Annotated in this window: 18 protein-coding genes; 1 reads left to right on the top strand and 17 read right to left on the bottom strand. The window is 64.2% G+C overall.

The features are described from left to right. Positions 1-2: 2 nt before the first annotated feature. From trbG to CAL29_RS07315, 15 genes are all read right to left on the bottom strand, one after another. Positions 3-995, bottom strand: coding sequence for a P-type conjugative transfer protein TrbG (gene trbG, locus CAL29_RS07385; protein WP_094852254.1), 993 nt, complete (start codon positions 993-995; stop codon positions 3-5). Beyond that, the gene (gene trbF, locus CAL29_RS07380) at positions 992-1,693 is read right to left on the bottom strand and encodes a conjugal transfer protein TrbF (RefSeq protein WP_094852253.1); all 702 of its coding nucleotides are present in this window, start codon (positions 1,691-1,693) and stop codon (positions 992-994) included. The genes trbG and trbF overlap by 4 nt, the downstream gene beginning before the upstream one ends. Before the next feature lie 24 nt (positions 1,694-1,717). After that, on the bottom strand, positions 1,718-3,100 hold the full coding sequence (gene trbL / locus CAL29_RS07375) for a P-type conjugative transfer protein TrbL (protein WP_094852252.1): 1,383 nt from the start codon (positions 3,098-3,100) through the stop codon (positions 1,718-1,720). Beyond that, complete coding sequence (locus tag CAL29_RS07370) at positions 3,097-3,387, bottom strand: hypothetical protein (RefSeq protein WP_094852251.1); 291 nt, start codon at positions 3,385-3,387, stop codon at positions 3,097-3,099. The genes trbL and CAL29_RS07370 overlap by 4 nt, the downstream gene beginning before the upstream one ends. Before the next feature lie 12 nt (positions 3,388-3,399). Then, positions 3,400-4,137, bottom strand: coding sequence for a P-type conjugative transfer protein TrbJ (gene trbJ / locus CAL29_RS07365; protein ID WP_094852250.1), 738 nt, complete (start codon positions 4,135-4,137; stop codon positions 3,400-3,402). Beyond that, entirely contained in the window at positions 4,134-6,584 is a 2,451-nt protein-coding gene (gene trbE, locus CAL29_RS07360) for a conjugal transfer protein TrbE (RefSeq protein WP_094852249.1), read from the bottom strand. Before trbE ends, trbJ begins: the two co-directional genes overlap by 4 nt. 12 nt (positions 6,585-6,596) lie before the next feature. Next, positions 6,597-6,881: a VirB3 family type IV secretion system protein gene (locus CAL29_RS07355; protein WP_094852248.1), complete on the bottom strand. Its 285-nt coding sequence runs from the start codon at positions 6,879-6,881 to the stop codon at positions 6,597-6,599. After that, on the bottom strand, positions 6,878-7,261 hold the full coding sequence (locus tag CAL29_RS07350) for a TrbC/VirB2 family protein (protein ID WP_094852247.1): 384 nt from the start codon (positions 7,259-7,261) through the stop codon (positions 6,878-6,880). The genes CAL29_RS07355 and CAL29_RS07350 overlap by 4 nt, the downstream gene beginning before the upstream one ends. Further along, positions 7,258-8,304, bottom strand: a complete 1,047-nt coding sequence (gene trbB / locus CAL29_RS07345; protein ID WP_094852246.1) for a P-type conjugative transfer ATPase TrbB — start codon at positions 8,302-8,304, stop codon at positions 7,258-7,260. Before trbB ends, CAL29_RS07350 begins: the two co-directional genes overlap by 4 nt. Beyond that, positions 8,301-8,765, bottom strand: coding sequence for a CopG family transcriptional regulator (locus CAL29_RS07340; RefSeq protein WP_094852245.1), 465 nt, complete (start codon positions 8,763-8,765; stop codon positions 8,301-8,303). The genes trbB and CAL29_RS07340 overlap by 4 nt, the downstream gene beginning before the upstream one ends. Next, on the bottom strand, positions 8,762-10,759 hold the full coding sequence (locus tag CAL29_RS07335; RefSeq protein ID WP_094852244.1) for a conjugal transfer protein TraG: 1,998 nt from the start codon (positions 10,757-10,759) through the stop codon (positions 8,762-8,764). The genes CAL29_RS07340 and CAL29_RS07335 overlap by 4 nt, the downstream gene beginning before the upstream one ends. Before the next feature lie 235 nt (positions 10,760-10,994). Then, entirely contained in the window at positions 10,995-11,258 is a 264-nt protein-coding gene (locus CAL29_RS07330; RefSeq protein WP_094852243.1) for an EexN family lipoprotein, read from the bottom strand. Beyond that, positions 11,255-12,199 carry a LysR family transcriptional regulator gene (locus CAL29_RS07325; RefSeq protein ID WP_094852242.1) on the bottom strand — a complete coding sequence of 315 codons (945 nt, stop codon included), beginning with the start codon at positions 12,197-12,199 and terminating at the stop codon, positions 11,255-11,257. Before CAL29_RS07325 ends, CAL29_RS07330 begins: the two co-directional genes overlap by 4 nt. A gap of 64 nt (positions 12,200-12,263) precedes the next feature. Continuing rightward, positions 12,264-12,938, bottom strand: coding sequence for an isochorismatase family cysteine hydrolase (locus tag CAL29_RS07320; RefSeq protein ID WP_256977242.1), 675 nt, complete (start codon positions 12,936-12,938; stop codon positions 12,264-12,266). 30 nt (positions 12,939-12,968) lie between these two features. Then, positions 12,969-13,721 carry an SDR family oxidoreductase gene (locus tag CAL29_RS07315; RefSeq protein ID WP_094852240.1) on the bottom strand — a complete coding sequence of 251 codons (753 nt, stop codon included), beginning with the start codon at positions 13,719-13,721 and terminating at the stop codon, positions 12,969-12,971. Between the two features lie 139 nt (positions 13,722-13,860). Here CAL29_RS07315 and CAL29_RS07310 point away from each other — a divergent pair, with 139 nt between their 5' ends. Next, a complete protein-coding gene (locus CAL29_RS07310) occupies positions 13,861-14,766 on the top strand; it encodes a LysR family transcriptional regulator (protein WP_094852239.1) in 906 nt (301 codons plus the stop codon). A 134-nt stretch (positions 14,767-14,900) separates the two neighbouring features. Here the strand turns inward: CAL29_RS07310 and CAL29_RS07305 are convergent, their stop codons facing one another. Beyond that, on the bottom strand, positions 14,901-15,731 hold the full coding sequence (locus CAL29_RS07305) for an SDR family oxidoreductase (protein ID WP_094852238.1): 831 nt from the start codon (positions 15,729-15,731) through the stop codon (positions 14,901-14,903). Between the two features lie 65 nt (positions 15,732-15,796). Continuing rightward, positions 15,797-16,636 (bottom strand): SDR family oxidoreductase, encoded by an 840-nt coding sequence (locus CAL29_RS07300; RefSeq protein WP_094852237.1) that lies wholly within the window; start codon positions 16,634-16,636, stop codon positions 15,797-15,799. Positions 16,637-16,710: the final 74 nt, after the last annotated feature.

Genomic DNA, 16,710 nt, shown 5'->3' with positions numbered 1-16,710 from the left:
TGTCAGTTCCTCCGCGCCACGCCGTCAGTGCGCTCGATCCGCACCACGTCACCACCATCACCGCCCAGGCGCAGTTCGGCCGCACCGAACAGCCGATCCACGATGTAGTACGGCGAGCGGAAGCGGTAGTTCACCAGTTGCCCGTCGCCCTGTGCTCCGATGACGAATAACGGCGGCAGCTCGCCCTGGGCAATGCCCGGCGGGAACTGGATGTAGACCTTCTCGCCGTCATCGAAGGCGCGCAGCGGCTTCCACGGCGGATTGCTGCCCGACACCGCGTAGCGGAAGCGGATCTTCTCCAGCGACAAGCCGGTATCGACCGGCGCGGCGGCGCTTGCCGCCTGTGTCTGGCGATGCAAGGCCAGCATCCGATCTTTCGGGTAGTCCCATGACACCGAGGCCATCCATGCCTTTTCGGTCGAGGTCAGTTCCAGCAGGTACGTCCGGCGACTGGTGGTGATGACCAGATTGGTTTTCAGGCCCGATCGGGTGGGCTTGACTAGCACGTTGACGCGCAGCGCCTCGCCGCTGCCGCTGGACGTGTCGCCAACGATCCAGCGCACAGTATCGCCAGCGGCGACGGTCACAAGTTCCTCGCCGGGCTGGAGCGAAACCACGGTGACACGCCCCGGCGCGGCATAGACCTGATACAACGCGCCGTCGCTGTACGGCCACACTTGGATCGCATTGACGTAGCCCTCGCGGGTTGGCGCGATACGCGCCTCGGCATTGGCGCGCGAGACGCGCACCTTCTCGTCGGCCGGCTCCGGCGCGGGCGTGGCCTCGTCCACCTCCGGCAGCGGCTTCAACTGCGCCGGCAGCGCCAGCGGCTCGGGCACGGCGACGACTTCCACCGGTTTGGGCGGTTCGGGCAGCGGCTGTGCCTGCACCGGCTCATCGAGCGAGATGGTCGGCGGCGGCTTGCCCTGCGAGGCGCAGCCCGACAGGGCCGCGAGCGTCAGCACGAAAGCGTAAAAGCGGAAAGGCAGGTTCATGGCTTGGCTCCTTCGGAAGAATCCAGTTCGCGGCTCCACGACAGGCCGTTGACGTAGATGCCCAGCGGGTTCTTGCGCAGGCGCTGTTCGGTGCGTGGGGTTTGCAGGACGGTGGAAAGCACGGCGTTCCAGCGTTCGGTGCCAGCGGGTGCGCCATTGACGAACCGCTGCTCCGTCCAACGGACGTTGAACGAGGCATCGCTGGCGCGCGTAACGCTGGTGATCTGCACCGTCACCGACTCGCGGCCGACGCGGGTGAACGGATCGTTCTTGCTCGCGTAGTCGTTGAGCACGGCCGCGCCCTTGTCGGTGGTGTAGTCGTAGGCATCGAGCCAGTTCTGCCGCACCACGATGGGGTCGATGGACAGGGAGCGCACTAGCGTGACGAAGTGCGTCAGGTGGTAGGCGATCTGCGCATCCGTGGGCTTGTATGGAGTGATTGCCTCGCCCACAGCGCGCACATGATCCTTCTCCACCTCGACCACGTAGGGCGTCACCAGGGATTGCGTGGAGTGCCAAACTCGGTCGCCTGCCAGTATCAGTGCCAATCCCAGGCAGCCGAAGGCCATCAGTCGCCAGTTCTTGGCCTGTACGCGGGCTGAGCCGATACGCTCGTCCCACACCTGCGCGGCGGCTTGATACGGGGTGGCAGGTTGCGGCGTGTCGGCATAGCGCACCTGCGGTCGTTTGAATCGCATGGTCAGTTCTCCTTGTGAATCGCTTTAATCGTCGGAGCCGCGCAGGCTCGGGCCTTGCCCGGAGCCGCCACCGTCGCCGCCGCGCAGCGTGTGGGCGGCAGTGGTCGCGGCATGGGTGATCTGCTGGCGGCGGTGCATCCGCTTGGCCCAGGCGGGCTGCTCTTGCTTCTGCGAGCTGGCGGCTTCGCCTGCGGCCGCCTGTCCGGAGCCAACTGCACCGGACGCAGCGCCGCCACCGGCCTCTGTGCTGTTCCATCCAGCACGGAAAGAGCCGGTCATCTTCTGCGCAGCACCAGAAGCACCGGACGCGGCGCTGCGCCCGGCAGCCTGCGCGCCGGTCTTGGCGACATTGCCCAAGCCGGCCATTGCACCCTTGGCTCCGCCGCCCGCAGCACTGGAACCGGCCTGGAATGCCGACCGGGCGCTGCTGGCCGTCGAAGCGGCGGCCCGCGCACCGCTACCGGCCAGCTTGGCGGCAGCCGGCGCCATGCGCGCCCCGGCCATGACCGCACCGCCCACGCCGGTCGCTGCGGCGCCGATGGCAACGGCCGTGCCAGCGGCACCGACAGCGGCACCGGCCATCGCGCCTGCGCCGAGCTGCGGCGCACCGGACACCAGGCCGGTTGCGATGCCCGGCCCATAGATGCCCAGCGCCAGCAGCGCGAGCGAGGCCAGCATCACGACAAGGGCGTGGTCGATGGAGGGTTCGGCGGGGTGAACCTGGAACTCCGCAAACAGCCCCGAGCCGATGCCGACGATGACGGCCAGCACCAAGACCTTGATGCCCGACGACACCACGTTGCCGAGCACCTTTTCAGCGAGAAACGAGGTCTTGTTCCAAAGCGCGAACGGCACCAGCACGAAGCCGGCCAGCGTGGTCAGCTTGAACTCGATCAACGTGATGAAAAGCTGGATCGCCAGCACGAAGAAACACAGGATGACGGTGAGCCAGGCGAGGAACATCACCACGATGGGGTCGATGTTCACGAAGACTTCGGGGAAGCCCGCCATGTCGCCGATCTGCTCCAGAATCGGCGCACCCGCATCGATGCCGGTCTTCGCCAGCCGCCCCGGTTGCAGGAAGTTCTCCATCGTCATGGTCGAGCCGGTGGCCGTCAGGCCCAGCCCGGCGAACGAGCGGAAGACGATGCCGGCCAGCCAGTTGAAGTTGCCGATGATGTAGGCGAAGGCACCGACGTAGAGCACCTTGCGCAGCAGCTTGGCGATCACGTCCTCGCCCTGGCCGGTGGCGTGGCTCATGGCCCAATACAAGCCGGCGATGGTCATGTCGATGACGATCAGCGTGGCCGTCAGGAACGCCACTTCGCCTTGCAGCAAGCCGAACCCGGAGTCGATGTAGCGCGAGAACGTATCGAGGAAGCGGTCGATGATGGTCACGTCGTTCATGGCGCGTCCTCTCCAATGGGTTCATCGAAGCTCGCCGGAATCGGCGGCAGCTCGGCCAGCGTCCGGTATTCGTTCGGCCCGGCTTGGCCGGAGAAGAAGCGCCGGCGGAAGGCGTCGGCGGCGGCGCGGCAGTCGTCTTCGCCCACGGCCTGCCGGTCGGCCGCGCACTGCGCACGCAACGCCTTGAGCCGCACGGGATCTGCGGCCAAAGCATCGGCTAGACTCTCGGCCGACTGCTGGCCGCAAGCGGCCAGCAGCACGGTCAGCAGGACGGAAGCGTGTCGCATGACCGTCTCCCGTCAGTTGGAATAGAAATCCACACGCTGCGGCGTGTAGGACGTGCCGGTGCCGAGGAAGCGCCGCCGCACTTCGCGGGCGCGCTCGGTAGCCGCCGCCTGCCGCGCCAGTTCCAGCGACGCGGCGCGGTCTTGCGTGATCTGGAGCTGCTGCGCCTGGATAGACTGCTTGGCCTGCAAGGCAAGAAGCTGGTTGGTCGCCTGCTGCGCCTGCAAGGCGCCGGTCGCCGATTGGCTCTGGCTGACCAGATCGGCGAGCGCGCTTTCGTCTTGCGTCAGGTTCTGCGACACCTGCGCCTGCATCCGCATCGCGGTGTGCAGGCCGTCGAGGGTGTTCTTCCAACGCTCGCGGGCGTCCTGCGCCATGCGGTCGCCGCTGACGGTGGCGGCGTACTGCTCCGGGTACAGGCGCGAGAACGTAGCGTCCATGCTCTGCACGTCGTAGGCCAGTCCCTGCGCCTCGGCGATCAGGCGTTCGGTGGTGGCGAGCGTCGAACGCAGGCGGTTGACGATGTTGAAGTCCATGCTCGCCAGATTGCGCGCCTGGTTCATCAGCATCTGCGCCTCGTTTTGCAGTTGATTGATCTGGTTGTTGATCTGCTCCAGCGTGCGAACGGCGGTCAGCGTGTTCTGCACGAAGTTGGACGGGTCGAATACGGTGATGGCCGCCGCCGGCTGGGCGAGCATCAGCGAGCCAGCCAGCGCGGCGGCAAGCGTTACGGAAAGCGCACGGATCTTCATGGCTGGTTCTCCTGTCGTGGTTGGGAAAGGAAAGAAGCCGCCTCTGGTGAGGACGGCAGCAGGTCGGCGGCCCAGTCGAGGCCGCGATGGCGCAGCCACGCGCCGGCGAAGCCGGGTGCGCCGGCCTGCGTCAGCACGCGGTCGATGTCGCGCTGGTCTTGCGGTGTGGATGCGCCCGCGAACGCGAGCGCGGCCGGCCCCAGGTCGAGGTCGAACAGGCGATTGCCGAGGCGCGATTGGTAGTAATAGTCGCGCTTAGGCTGGGCGGTGGCGACGATCTCGATTTGCCGGCTGTTGAGGCCGAAGCCCTCGTAGATCGTGCGAATCTGCGGCTCCGTGGCCTGCGGATTGGGGAGAAAGATTCGACTCGGGCAGCTCTCGATGATCGCGGGCGCAATGCTCGAATCCTTGATGTCGGCGAGCGACTGCGTGGCGAAGATCACCGACACGTTTTTCTTGCGCAGCGTCTTCAACCACTGACGGATGCGCGCGGCGAAAGACGGCTCATCGAGGAACAGCCACGCCTCATCGAGAATCAGCAGCGTGGGCGCACCGTCGAAACGCTCATCGAAGCGGGCGAACAGGTAGCGCAGCACCGCTTGCACGGCGGCGGGGCTGTGCATCAGTTCTTCCATCTCGAAGCCCTGCACGTCACCGAAGCCGAGACGATCGGTGTCCGCGTCCAGCAGCTTGCCGTGCGCGCCACCGAGCACATAGGGCGCAAGTGCCTGCCGTAGCGCGTTCGATTGCAGCAGTACCGAGAACCCGGTCAACGTGCGCTGCTCAACAGGCGCCCCGGCCAAGCTGCCCAGCGCCGACCAGATGACCGCCTTCTCGTCCGGGCCGACCGTCACGCCCTCATGCAGCAGGCGGCCTTCCACCCATTCCCCCGCCCAGGAGCGATAGCTTTCCCGGTCGATACGCGCGAGCGGCTGGAAGGCAATCCCGCCATCGGCACCCAGGTCATAGTGCTCGCCGCCCAGGCCCAGGATGGTGGCGCGCATCGAGCGGCCCATATCGAAGGCGAACACGCGCGAGCCGCGATAACGGCGGAATTGCTGCACCAGAATGGCAAGCAACACCGACTTGCCCATGCCGGTCGGGCCGGCCACCAGTGTGTGGCCTACGTCGCCGATGTGCGTCACCAGCCGGAAAGGCGTGGCGCCATCGGTGCGGGTAACGATCAACGGCGGGCCGTCCAGGTGGTCGTTCTTCTCCGGCCCGGCCCATACGGAGGACAGCGGCATCATGTGCGCCAGGTTCAGCGTCGAGACGATGGGCTGGCGCACGTTCGCATAGGCGTTGCCGGGGATTGAGGACAGCCAGGCATCCACGGCATTGAGGGTTTCGGGAATGGTCACGAAGCCCCGGCCCTGGATGACGCGCTCCACCATGCGCAGCTTCTCGTCGGCTACGGCGGCGTCCGCGTCCATGACGGTGACGGTCGCCGTCAAGTAGCCGAAGGAAACCTGATCGCTGCCCAGCTCCTGCATGGCGGCGTCCGCGTCCGCTGCCTTGTTGTTGGCGTCGGTATCGACCAGCGGGCTTTCCTGCTGGAAGATGGTTTCGCGCAGCAACGCCACCACGTTCTTGCGCTTGGCGAACCACTGGCGGCGCAGGCGGCCCAGCTCTTTTTCTGCTTCGGCCTTGTCCAGGCAGAGAAAGCGCGTGCTCCAGCGGTAGCCAAAGCCCAGGCGGTTTAGGTCGTCCAGCAGGCCCGGCCAGGTGGAAGTCGGAAAGCCCCGCACCGACACCACGCGCAGGTTCTGGTCACCCAGCGTCGGTGCCAGGCCGCCGACCAGCGCGGAGTCGGCCAGCAGCGCGTCGATGTGGAACGGCTGTTCGGGTACGCCCACGCGGTAGCGCCGCGTGGACACCGTGGCGTGCAGGTAGGTCAGCGTCTCGGCGTCATTGAGCCAGGCGATTTCCGGCATTACGCCATCGAGCAAGTCGAAGACACGATCGGTTTCCGCCACGAAGGCATCGAGCCGGCCGCGCCAGTCCACACCGTCGCCGGGCGCGTTCTCGTAGAGCAGCTTGGCTGCGCGGGCACGCGATTCCTCGGGCGGCAGGTAAGCCAGCGTCAGGTGATAGGCGCTCTCGAAATGATGCCCCGATTCCTCGAAGGCGGCGCGGCGTTCCTCGTCCACGAGCCAGGACAGCGGCTCGGGAAAGTCGGAGTGTGGATAGTCCGCCGCCGGCCGGCGCTCGGCCTCGATGAACAAGGCCCAGCCCGAACCCAGCCGGCGCAGTGCGTTGTTCAGCCGCGCCGACGTGGCGATCAGTTCGCCCTGCGTGGCGCTGTCCAGATCAGGCCCGCGAAAGCGCGCCGTGCGTTGGAAAGAGCCGTCCTTGTTCAAGACGACGCCCGACGCGATCAGGCCGGCCCAGGGCAACCAGTCGGCCAGCAGCGCCGGGCGTTGGCGGTATTCGGCAAGGTTCAGCATGCGGCGTTCCCCCTACACGTCTAGCAGCGGTTTGTGCTTGATGTGCCGGGCGAAGACCTGCATGAACTGCGGATCGACGCGCGCGCCCCAGACCGCCAGCGAATGGCCGACGATCCAGAGCACAACACCGGGAATCCACAGTTGCAGGCCCAGCCCGACGGCGGCGGCCAGCGTGCCGTTGGCGATCGCCACGGTGCGCGGCGCACCGCCCATCAGGATCGGCTCGGTGAGTGAGCGATGCAGCGGGATCTCGAAGCCGGACGCGAAGCCCGGCGCTCCTTCGTTGGCGGTGCTCATACGACGGCCCCACCGGAGAACGAGAAGAACGACAGGAAGAACGAGGACGCGGCGAACGCGATGGACAGGCCGAACACGATCTGGATCAGCTTGCGGAAGCCGCCGCTGGTATCGCCGAAGGCCAGCGCCAGGCCGGTGGAAATAATGATGATGACCGCAACGATGCGCGCCACCGGCCCCTGGATGGATTCGAGGATCGAGGTCAGCGGGCCTTCCCAGGGCATCGAGGAACCGGCGGCCTTCGCCGTACCGGCGGTCATCAGCATGATGGCGGCCAGCAGCAGGCCGTGCTGCGCCGGCGCGGCCAGACGCCGCAGGCGCGCGAAGGCCGAAGCCGGATTTACGGAAATGCGGAAAGCATGAATGTGCATCTGCGTCATGGCAGTTCTCCAGAGGGTTCAGGGGACGGGGAAGAAACTGACGGCAGCTCGGGAAACGGCGTTTCCAGCGCATCCGCCATGCGATAGCCCACGCCGTCGAAGCCGACGACGCGGGCGATGCTTTCGACGTGGCGCTTGCGGCCACGCCCGGCGATGTGGATGACGACGTTGATGGCCTCGGCGATCAACGCGCGCGGCGGATTCACCGCCACTTCAAGAATCAGTTGCTCCAGGCGCAGCAGCGCGCCCAGCGCGGAACCCGCGTGAATGGTGGCGATGCCACCCGGATGGCCGGTGCCCCACACCTTCACCAAGTCCAGCGCCTCGCCGCCGCGCACCTCGCCGACGATCACGCGGTCGGGGCGCAGGCGCATCGTGGCGCGCACCAGTTCCTGCATCGACACCACGCCGGCCCGCGTGCGCAGCGGCACATGGTCGCGGGCGGCGCATTGCAGCTCGATGGTGTCTTCGAGCACCAGCACGCGGTCGCCGGTGGCGGCGATTTCGGCCAGCAGCGCGTTCGCCAGCGTGGTCTTGCCGGTGCTGGTGCCGCCGGCGATCAGGATGTTCTGGCGCTCGCGCACGGCGCGGCGCAGGAAGTCCGCCTGCCCGGCGGTCAGGATGCCGTCGGCCACATAGCGATCCAGGCCGATGATGCTCACGGCCCGCTTGCGCAGCGCGAACGCTGGCCCCGGCGCGGCCGGCGGCAAGATGCCCTCGAAACGCTCGCCCGTCTCGGGCAGCTCGGCCGTCAGGAGCGGTTGACCGCGATGCACCTCCGCGCCGACATGCGCGGCCACCAGGCGAATGATGCGTTCGCCATCGGCTTCGGGCAGTTCCACGCCCAGCGGCGCGCGGCCCGACGACAACCGATCCACCCATAGGGTGCGGTCGGGGTTAAGCATGATTTCCATAACGTCCGGGTCTTCGAGCGCGGCGGCGATCAGTGGCCCCATTGCCGTGCGCAGCATCTGGATGCGGCGATCCTGTGAAGTGGTGGCCGACGAACGCGGCTCGGGCGGGATCTGCGCAACGGCGCTCATGAGGCACGCTCCTGCGCTTCAGCCAGCGCCGCCGCGTCATCCATCCGCATCGGGTCGGGATGCAGTTCTTCCACCACGTCGCGCACCAGGCTCCGGCCGCGCAGCAGGTGCCTGCCGAGCTGTTCGATGAATTGCTCGAAACGCGCCTTGCCCTGGGCACGGGCGGCGTCCTGATGCGCCTCGGGCACCGGGGTGCTGACGGTCAGGAAGTAGCGGATGAACAGCGCCAACGTTTCGATCTGGATGTTCTGGTCGCGCTCCAGGCGTTCGGCCTGCCGCGACAGCCGATCCAGCCGCTTGGCGATGGCGGCCTCGCGCTGGTCACCCGCGTCCGGCGACAGCCAGGACGCCAGCGCCGCCGCGACGATGCTGGATTTCGAGACGCCTTTCTTGGCGGCGAGTTCTTCCAGCCGCTTGGCGTGCTCGTGTTGGATAAAAAGATTGAGGCGGTATTGGCTCATAAGTCGATTCCGTCGTTGGGGTCGAGAGAGGCCAGCCGCGCCGTGCGCTGCATGGCCGAGTCAAGCTGGCCTGGGAGCGGCAGCGGCAGGTCGTCGTCGTCATCGAGCAGCGCTAGGTCATCGGGCGCATCCAGTTCGGGGTCGTAAGCGACGGATTCGGAGAGTTCGGGTTGGCGGCGCGGGCCGCCGTCGTCGGTGCCGCCCAGGTCATCGGCGGAGGCCGTGGCTGATGCGGCGCGCACGGCCGGGATCGCTAGGCCGCTCCAGTCGTCGGCGCGGGCCGGTGGCACGTCGGCGTACTGCCCGGCCGCCAGCGCGGGCGGCGGCAGCACGCGCTGCTTGAAATTGGCGTCGGCGTAGTAGCGCAGCTTCTTGGCCTTGATCGGCGCGACGCTGGACACCATCACCACTGATTCATCGGGTGGGAGTTGCATCACTTCGCCCGGCGTCAGCAGCGGGCGGGCGGTTTCCTGCCGCGACACCATCAGGTGCCCGAGCCACGGCGCGAGACGGTGACCGGCGTAGTTGCGCTGCGCCCGCAGTTCGGTGGCGGTACCCAGCGTCTCTGAGATGCGCTTGGCGGTGCGCTCGTCGTTGGTGGCGAACGTCACCCGGACATGGCAGTTGTCGAGGATGGAATGGTTCTGACCATAGGCTTTGTCGATCTGGTTGAGCGACTGCGCGATCAGGAAACTGCGGATGCCGTAGCCGGCCATGAACGCCAAAGCCGTCTCGAAGAAATCGAGCCGGCCCAGCGCCGGGAATTCATCGAGCATCAGCAGCAGCTTGTGACGGCGCGCGATGCCATCGCTGCCGTCAAGCGATTCGGTCAGGCGTCGGCCGATCTGGTTGAGGATCAGCCGCACCAGCGGTTTCGTGCGGCTGATGTCGGACGGCGGCACGACCAGGTACAGCGACACAGGTGATTCGGACGCGATCAGGTCGGCGATGCGCCAGTCGCAGCGCGACGTGACTTCGGCCACCGTCGGGTCGCGGTACAGGCCGAGGAACGACATGGCCGTGGACAGCACGCCAGACCGCTCGTTGTCCGACTTGTTGAGCACTTCGCGCGCGGCGGACGCGACAACAGGATGCGGCGCGTCACCGAGATGGCGCGTCGTCATCATCCGGTGCAGCGTCAGCTCGAACGGGCACGCCGGGTCACTGAGGAAGTTGGCGACGCCGCGCAGTGTCTTGTCTTCGCCGGCGTAGAGCACATGCAAGATGGCGCCGACCAGCAGCGCATGGCTGGTCTTCTCCCAGTGATTGCGCTTCTCCAGCGCGCCTTCGGGGTCAACGAGAATGTCCGCGATGTTCTGCACGTCGCGCACTTCATGCGCGCCGCGCCGCACTTCCAGCAGCGGGTTGTACGCGGCTGACTTCGCATCGGTGGGGTTGAACAGCAGGCAATGCGAGAAGTGTGAGCGCCAGCCGGCGGTGATCTGCCAGTTCTCGCCCTTGATGTCGTGGATCACTGCCGATGCAGGCCAGGACAGCAAGGTCGGCACCACCAGGCCCACGCCTTTGCCCGAGCGCGTGGGCGCGAACGTCAGGACGTGTTCCGGGCCTTCATGGCGCAGGTACTGTCCGTCATGCAGGCCGAGAAAGACGCCGGCAGACTGCATCAGCCCGGCCTTGCGAATGTCGGCGGTATTGGCCCAACGTGCCGAGCCATAGGTCGTGACTAGGCGCGATTGCCGCGAGCGCCACACCGACATGGCGATGGCGACCACCACGGCCACCAGGCCGCTGCCACCCGCAATCGCACCGCCTATGTCGAATACATGCGGCGCGTAGGCATCGAAGAAGAACCACCATTCAAAAAGCCGCCAAGGGTGATAGACCGGCGTGCCAAAGAAGTCGAACCAGGGCGAGCCAAGGCGTACTTGATGTCCGAGGGCGGCCGCTGTCCATTGCGTTGCACTCCATACGCCGGCGATCACGATGCTGAAAACAGCGGCGATCTGCCCGAACAGCACGCCCTGACTTTGCATGACTGCCCTCCGATTTCTCCTGCGCTGATTCCTCGCTCACACGCGGCATAAGTACGTGCCGCATAGCGCGAGGATCAGTGCCGGGTCGGTGCCGGTCAAAGACCGTTATCGGAAGAAAGGTCGAGAAAAAAGCAAGATTTCGCGCAGGGGCGCAGGCAGAAAAAACGCCGCAAGCGAAGGCGCATTGCGGCGTGTCGAGCAAGAAATCGGGAGATTCGTGGCGATGCACCGACGATCAGAACTTGGGCGGGCTCTCCTGCGGCGTATAGGGCACCGTGCCGTCGCCGTAGAACCGCTTGCGTGTGGCTTCAGCTACCCGGTTGCATAGCTCGTCGCCCAGCTTCGCGCGTTCCAGCCTGCATTGCTGGCGCAGCTCTTTAAGCCGCTCAGGGTTGGATGCCAGCTCCTCAACGGTCGGCAGGTTAGTCCTTTGAGGTGTCTCGGACTGGCCGCAGGCCGTCAGTGCTACGGCCAGCAGAAACGGGATGGTCTTCTTCATGGCTTGGTTTCCTCCGACGTATCGGGTTCCGGTGGCAAAGTAGAACTTTTGCGTAAGGTGGATTCGATGGCGTTGACCCTTTGGATGAAGCGAACAAGTGTCTCCGAAGGCTCGCTGTCTAAACGCAACAGATAGGTGGTGAGCACTGGCGAACGGCCGGCCAATGGTCGTGCCACTACGCCAGGTTCACGGCTAGCGGCGATCTGTGAAGCACCGGCCAGTCCCAAAGCGAAACCCGCCGATACCAACGCCATCATCAGGTCGGTGGAGGAAACCCTTTCAGCAATCAACGGTTCCTGATCCACTCGACGCAGCACGCGCTCGATTTGCCGTGCATGGCCCTCGCATGCCTGTGGATCGCCAAGCACCAATGGATAACGTAGCACTTCCTTCAGCGGCAAATGCTTATAGGTCAATAGGGGATGTCGCGCGGGCACCGCTACCATCAAGGGCTCGCTCCATACGGGTTCTGCGATGAGTCCATCACCAACCTCATCCGACTGTGCAAACCCCACGTCATACATGTCGTTGCACAGTCCTTTAATTTGGTGTGACAGCGGCACTTCGGAAAGACGAATTTCTACCTCTGGTTCCTCTTGTCTGCACAATGCCAGGAAGCTTGAAAAGCGCGAAGGCGCAATGCCATCCGACAGAGCGACTCGCAACTGGCCATGGAAACCATTAGCGGCAGCCTTCACGCTATCGCGCGCCTGCTCCAAGGCGGCGAAGACGCGCGGCACGTGCTCCAGAAACAACTTGCCGGCCTGAGTTAGGCGGGTGCTTCGCGTCGTTCGGAAGAAAAGTTGAACCCCCAGTTCCTCTTCCAACTCCTTGATTGCCCGTGACAGCGGAGACTGCTCAATGTGCAACTTCTCGGCAGCTCGGGCGAAGTGGAGTTCTTCGGCCACTGCGAGGAAACAACGCAAATGGCGTAGCTCCATCGATTCAAGTTCCTATGCAGATCAACGGGAAACGCCCCATGAAGGCTCGGGGCGTTTCCTTTTCTCAGTTTGCAGACTTGATGAAATCATTAGCCGTTATGGCATTGCCGTAAAAGGGGGCGATCTCCTTCACGAATGAGGTCTGCTGTTCCCGTGTGAAGGCTGCGGAAGCGTCATAGATGACGCTGGTGTTGTAGCCCAGGTCGTGCGCGTTCCGCAGCGTCGATTCCACGCACTGACGCAGCGAATAGCCCATGAGATAGATGTCTTCGATGTGGTTGTTGCGCAGATAGCTGTCGAGCGTGGTGCCGGCAAAGCCGCTGCTGCCGGTACGCTCGCGAATCACATACTCTCCGTCGATCGGTTCGAAGCCCGGGAAAATGTCGGCCTGCTTGCCAAGGAAGGATTTGTACTTCGGCATCATTTCGCGCAGACCATACTTCGCCTGACCGAGCACCTTGTAGGAAGGATCGAGGGTCATGGTGACGTAAATCACTTCCATATGACGGCGACGGGCTTCGGCTAACACCTTCCTGGAATTGGCGACCGATTCGTCGAACTGCTGGCGATCCTTGAATTGACTGTTGATGCCGCCGGTCGGCGCCATCCAGTCATTCTGAAACTCGATCAAGATCAGTGCGCTCTTGCGTGTCTGGACGGTCTGCGCGGAAGCGGACATCGAAGCAAGCGATGCAGTGAAGAGAACCACGGCCAGAAGACCGCTAATGAGGGATTTCACAGGGATGTACTCCGTAATGTGCGTGTTCCGTCAGCCGTTGAGCGTGCGACCGCCATCGACGATGATTTCGGCGCCGACCGTCCACCTGGACTCGTCGGAAGCCAGGTACAGCACGGCCTTGGCCACTTCTTCGGGGGTGCCGAAGCGGCCGAAAGGAATGCTGGCGGCGATGTCCTTGTTGACCTGTTCTCGGTAGGCGGCGGGAATGCCCAGCTTGTCGTACAGCGGCGTTTCGACGGGGCCGGGGCTGACCGCGTTGACGCGGATACCGCGTCCGAGCAATTCGCTCGATAACGTCTTCGACATATTCAGGAATGCGGCCTTGGTGGCAGCATATATCGACGAACGCTCTGCGCCGACATGGGCGTTGATCGACGTGTTGAGCACGACCGATGCCGGGTTGGTGAACACCGGCAGCAGTGCCTGGATCAGGAAGTACGGCCCCTTGACGTTGATGTCGAAGGAGCGGTCGAACATCTCCTCTGTCCATTCCTCGATCGGCAGCCAGACGGACACGCCAGCGTTGAGGAAGGCGACATCGAGCTGGCCATAGTGCGCCTTGACGGTTTCGGCGAGCTTGCGCTGCGCGGTGATGTCGGCCGAATCGGCGCGCACCACAAGCACCTCGGAGCCTAGCTCCGTCCTGGCCTTGGCGATACTGTCGGGGTTGTTCCCTGTGACGACGACACGCGCGCCTTCGGCCAGAAATTGTTTCGCGGTTTCCAGGCCAATGCCGGAAGTACCGCCAGTGATAAGAGTACGTTTGCCTTGCAAGCGGGACATGAGGACGCTCCTAGTAGTGATACTGCGAACAGCGAATGTGCTGCCGACAATGCAAGCATGAACCTATGCACAAAATCCGATAAGATAGGCCGCCTGCATATAATCCATGCTGTAACTGCATAAATATCGGAGGCAGTACTTGGATCGCTTTCTCCTGATGACCTGCTTTGCCCGGGCGGTGGAAACTGGGAGCTTTTCTGCTGCGGCGCGCGACTTGGGCTTGGGGCAGCCCAATGTGAGTCGGTACGTGGCTGCGTTGGAGGAGCACCTCCAGACCAGGCTGTTGCTGCGAACCACACGCCGGCTCGCATTGACGCCGGAAGGCGAGCGTTACTACGCGGAGGCGCGGCGAATACTCGATGCCGTAGCGGAGTCGGAGTCTTCCCTGCGCGATGAGGCAGAACCCACGGGGCTGCTGCGTGTCGCCTGTCCTACCGCGCTGGCCCATGCGTTCGTGCTGCCGCAAGTGCCCGCCTTCTTGGCGCGTTTTTCCGGCTTGGCGTTGGATCTCCAGATCGGCGATCGCTACGTGAACTTGGTCGATGAAGGTGCCGAGCTGGCGATCCGCATCGGTCACCTTGAGGACAGTGCCCTGCGAGCCCGACGTATCGGCATGTTCGAGCGGGTATGCGTCGCCAGTGCCACCTACCTGGCCCGTCACGGTGTGCCGCGCGGGCCTGACGACCTGCTCGGGCATGATTGCATTGTCTATACGTTGCTGTCGTCGGGCAGTACCTGGCACTTCCGTGATTCCGAAGTACCTATTTCGGGCCGGCTTCGGGTCAATTCGCCGCAGGCAGTACAGGAAGCGGTGAACACTGGGATAGGCATCGCGCACGGGCCAAGGTGGCTGTTCGAGGATGGACTGAGGAACGGCAACCTGAAACTTCTGTTGGGCGGCTACGAAGCCCCCCCGGTGCCTATCCAAATCTTGTACGTCGCCAACCGCCTTCTGCCAAAGCGCGCGATTGCCTTCATGGACTTCATCGCAGAAGCGTTTACCCACATACCGGCACTCAACGTGGGAGCGCCTGCGAGGGTGTAATCGTGATTGCAGCGGCTCAAAGCCAAGCCAATCACCGATGGGTGTCTGTTTCATCCATGGTGGATGACTTATCGCCCACGTGGATACCGAGCCGAACGCGCGCACGATCGTTCGCGCGTTCCGCGTAGCCTTAGTCAGGCCGGTTTCCCCTGGGCCGAATTCGAGACTTCCGCCCACTTTTCCCAGTTGGCAAGACGCTCCTCGTAGCGCTGGCGAGCCAAGGGAAGCGGGTAGCTGCCCAGGAAAATGCGCAGCGGCGGTTCGGGAGCGTCGACGACCTGCAAGATCGCCTGCGCCGTCGCCTGCGGATTGCCCACGGTTTCGGGCAAAAATGACGCGGCAAGCTGCTTGCGTACCTCGTCGTAGACTTCCAGCGAAGGCGAGAACTTCATGGACGAAGGGTCTACGAAGTCGGTGGCATAGCCGCCCGGTTCGATCAGGGTCACCTTGATTCCCAGGTCGCTGACCTCTTGGGACAGCGCGTCCATCATGCCTTCGAGCGCCCACTTGGATGCGTGGTACAGGCCGAGGGTCGGAAAGGTGACAATGCCGCCAATGCTGGAGACGGAGAGGATGTGGCCGCCTTTCTGCTCGCGCATGATCGGCAACGCGGCCTGGGTGACCCAAAGGGCGCCAAACACGTTCGTCTCGATCTGGACTCGCGCATCGGCTTCACCGACTTCCTCGATGGCACCGCTCAGGCCAAAGCCGGCGTTGTTGATAACGACGTCGAGGTGGCCAAAGTGCTCCTTGGCCCGGTTGATGGCTGCGAAAGCGGCTTGCCGGTCGGTGACGTCGAGTTGGAGCGGCAGCACGGCGTCTCCATAGGTTTCGACCAATGGCTCCAAGGTTTCAAGACGACGCGCGGTTGCCACTACCTTGTCGCCTCGCGCCAAGGCGGCTTCGGCCCATATCCGGCCGAAGCCGCGAGAGGTGCCGGTGATGAACCATGTTTTCTGAGTCATGGGGAATCCAATTGGTATTTATGAGCCGAAAGATGGGTGTTTCTGGTTGGTCAGCGAGCGGTATTTCAGGCAACCGGAAAGTCAGTGCTGACGGCAATGTCCTTTTGTGCCTCCAAGGAAGCGAGTCGCTCGGTCAAGGCCGCCTTGATGTTCTGGAAGGCATCGGAACCCAACGCCAAGCGTTTCGGTGCGGGTGTCTGATCGACCGAGGCGATCATGGCTTGCACCATCTTCACAGGGTCTCCCGGCTGGCCTCTGAAGCCCGGTTCGATGACGCGCCGCACCGCGCCGGCCGGAGTTTGCGCATAGGCGTCCAGGGCTGGTGCAATGGCGGCACTGTTCGCGGCGAATTCGGTACGCGCGCTGCCCGGCTCGACAAGCGTCGTCTGGATATTGAATGGCGCAATATCGAGGCTGGCGGATTCGAAGAAGCCCTCCATCGCCCACTTCGACGCGTGGTAAAGCGAGAGCCCCGGCATCGCCCACTGTCCGCCCATGCTGGAAAGCTGCATGATCCTGCCGCCCCCTTGGGCACGCAGATGCGGCAATGCCGCGCGCACCACCTGGATCGATCCCACGACATTGGTGTTGAGCTGGTGGATGATCTGCTCATCCAGCAGTTCTTCGGCGGCACCGACCAAGCCGTACCCGGCATTGTTGACGATGACATCGATGCGGCCGAAGTGGGCGAAGGCTGCATTGACGACGCTGCGGACGGCTGGCGTGTCAGTCAGATCAAGCGATTCGAGCCAAAGCTGCTCGCCATATTTTTCTTTCAGGTCGAGCAACGACTCCATCTTGCGGGCAGTACCGGCAACGCGGTCGCCGCGCTCCAGTAGTTGCTCCGTCATCAGTCGGCCAAAGCCACTGCTCACGCCCGTGATGAACCAGGTGCGAATGGTCATAGTTATCTCCTTGCGGTTATTGCAACGAACGGCGTGCAGCCATCGCCTTGATGGGAACCGCTGGGCGATGCAAT

The organism is Bordetella genomosp. 10 (assembly GCF_002261225.1).
Lineage (GTDB): Bacteria > Pseudomonadota > Gammaproteobacteria > Burkholderiales > Burkholderiaceae_B > Bordetella_C.
Note: the sequence above shows the minus strand (reverse complement) of the source record. Positions and strands in the feature narration are given on the sequence as shown.

What these genes read in the sequence shown, in the direction of transcription:
- CAL29_RS07370 (WP_094852251.1), bottom strand. Translation starts at nt 3,387, where the DNA reads ATGCGACACGCTTCCGTCCTGCTGACCGTGCTGCTGGCCGCTTGCGGC.
- CAL29_RS07315 (WP_094852240.1), bottom strand. Translation starts at nt 13,721, where the DNA reads ATGTCCCGCTTGCAAGGCAAACGTACTCTTATCACTGGCGGTACTTCC.
- CAL29_RS07330 (WP_094852243.1), bottom strand. Translation starts at nt 11,258, where the DNA reads ATGAAGAAGACCATCCCGTTTCTGCTGGCCGTAGCACTGACGGCCTGC.
- trbJ (WP_094852250.1), bottom strand. Translation starts at nt 4,137, where the DNA reads ATGAAGATCCGTGCGCTTTCCGTAACGCTTGCCGCCGCGCTGGCTGGC.
- CAL29_RS07340 (WP_094852245.1), bottom strand. Translation starts at nt 8,765, where the DNA reads ATGAGCCAATACCGCCTCAATCTTTTTATCCAACACGAGCACGCCAAG.
- CAL29_RS07335 (WP_094852244.1), bottom strand. Translation starts at nt 10,759, where the DNA reads ATGCAAAGTCAGGGCGTGCTGTTCGGGCAGATCGCCGCTGTTTTCAGC.
- CAL29_RS07325 (WP_094852242.1), bottom strand. Translation starts at nt 12,199, where the DNA reads ATGGAGCTACGCCATTTGCGTTGTTTCCTCGCAGTGGCCGAAGAACTC.
- trbF (WP_094852253.1), bottom strand. Translation starts at nt 1,693, where the DNA reads ATGCGATTCAAACGACCGCAGGTGCGCTATGCCGACACGCCGCAACCT.
- CAL29_RS07305 (WP_094852238.1), bottom strand. Translation starts at nt 15,731, where the DNA reads ATGACTCAGAAAACATGGTTCATCACCGGCACCTCTCGCGGCTTCGGC.
- CAL29_RS07300 (WP_094852237.1), bottom strand. Translation starts at nt 16,636, where the DNA reads ATGACCATTCGCACCTGGTTCATCACGGGCGTGAGCAGTGGCTTTGGC.
- CAL29_RS07355 (WP_094852248.1), bottom strand. Translation starts at nt 6,881, where the DNA reads ATGAGCACCGCCAACGAAGGAGCGCCGGGCTTCGCGTCCGGCTTCGAG.
- trbE (WP_094852249.1), bottom strand. Translation starts at nt 6,584, where the DNA reads ATGCTGAACCTTGCCGAATACCGCCAACGCCCGGCGCTGCTGGCCGAC.
- trbB (WP_094852246.1), bottom strand. Translation starts at nt 8,304, where the DNA reads ATGAGCGCCGTTGCGCAGATCCCGCCCGAGCCGCGTTCGTCGGCCACC.
- CAL29_RS07350 (WP_094852247.1), bottom strand. Translation starts at nt 7,261, where the DNA reads ATGACGCAGATGCACATTCATGCTTTCCGCATTTCCGTAAATCCGGCT.
- trbL (WP_094852252.1), bottom strand. Translation starts at nt 3,100, where the DNA reads ATGAACGACGTGACCATCATCGACCGCTTCCTCGATACGTTCTCGCGC.
- trbG (WP_094852254.1), bottom strand. Translation starts at nt 995, where the DNA reads ATGAACCTGCCTTTCCGCTTTTACGCTTTCGTGCTGACGCTCGCGGCC.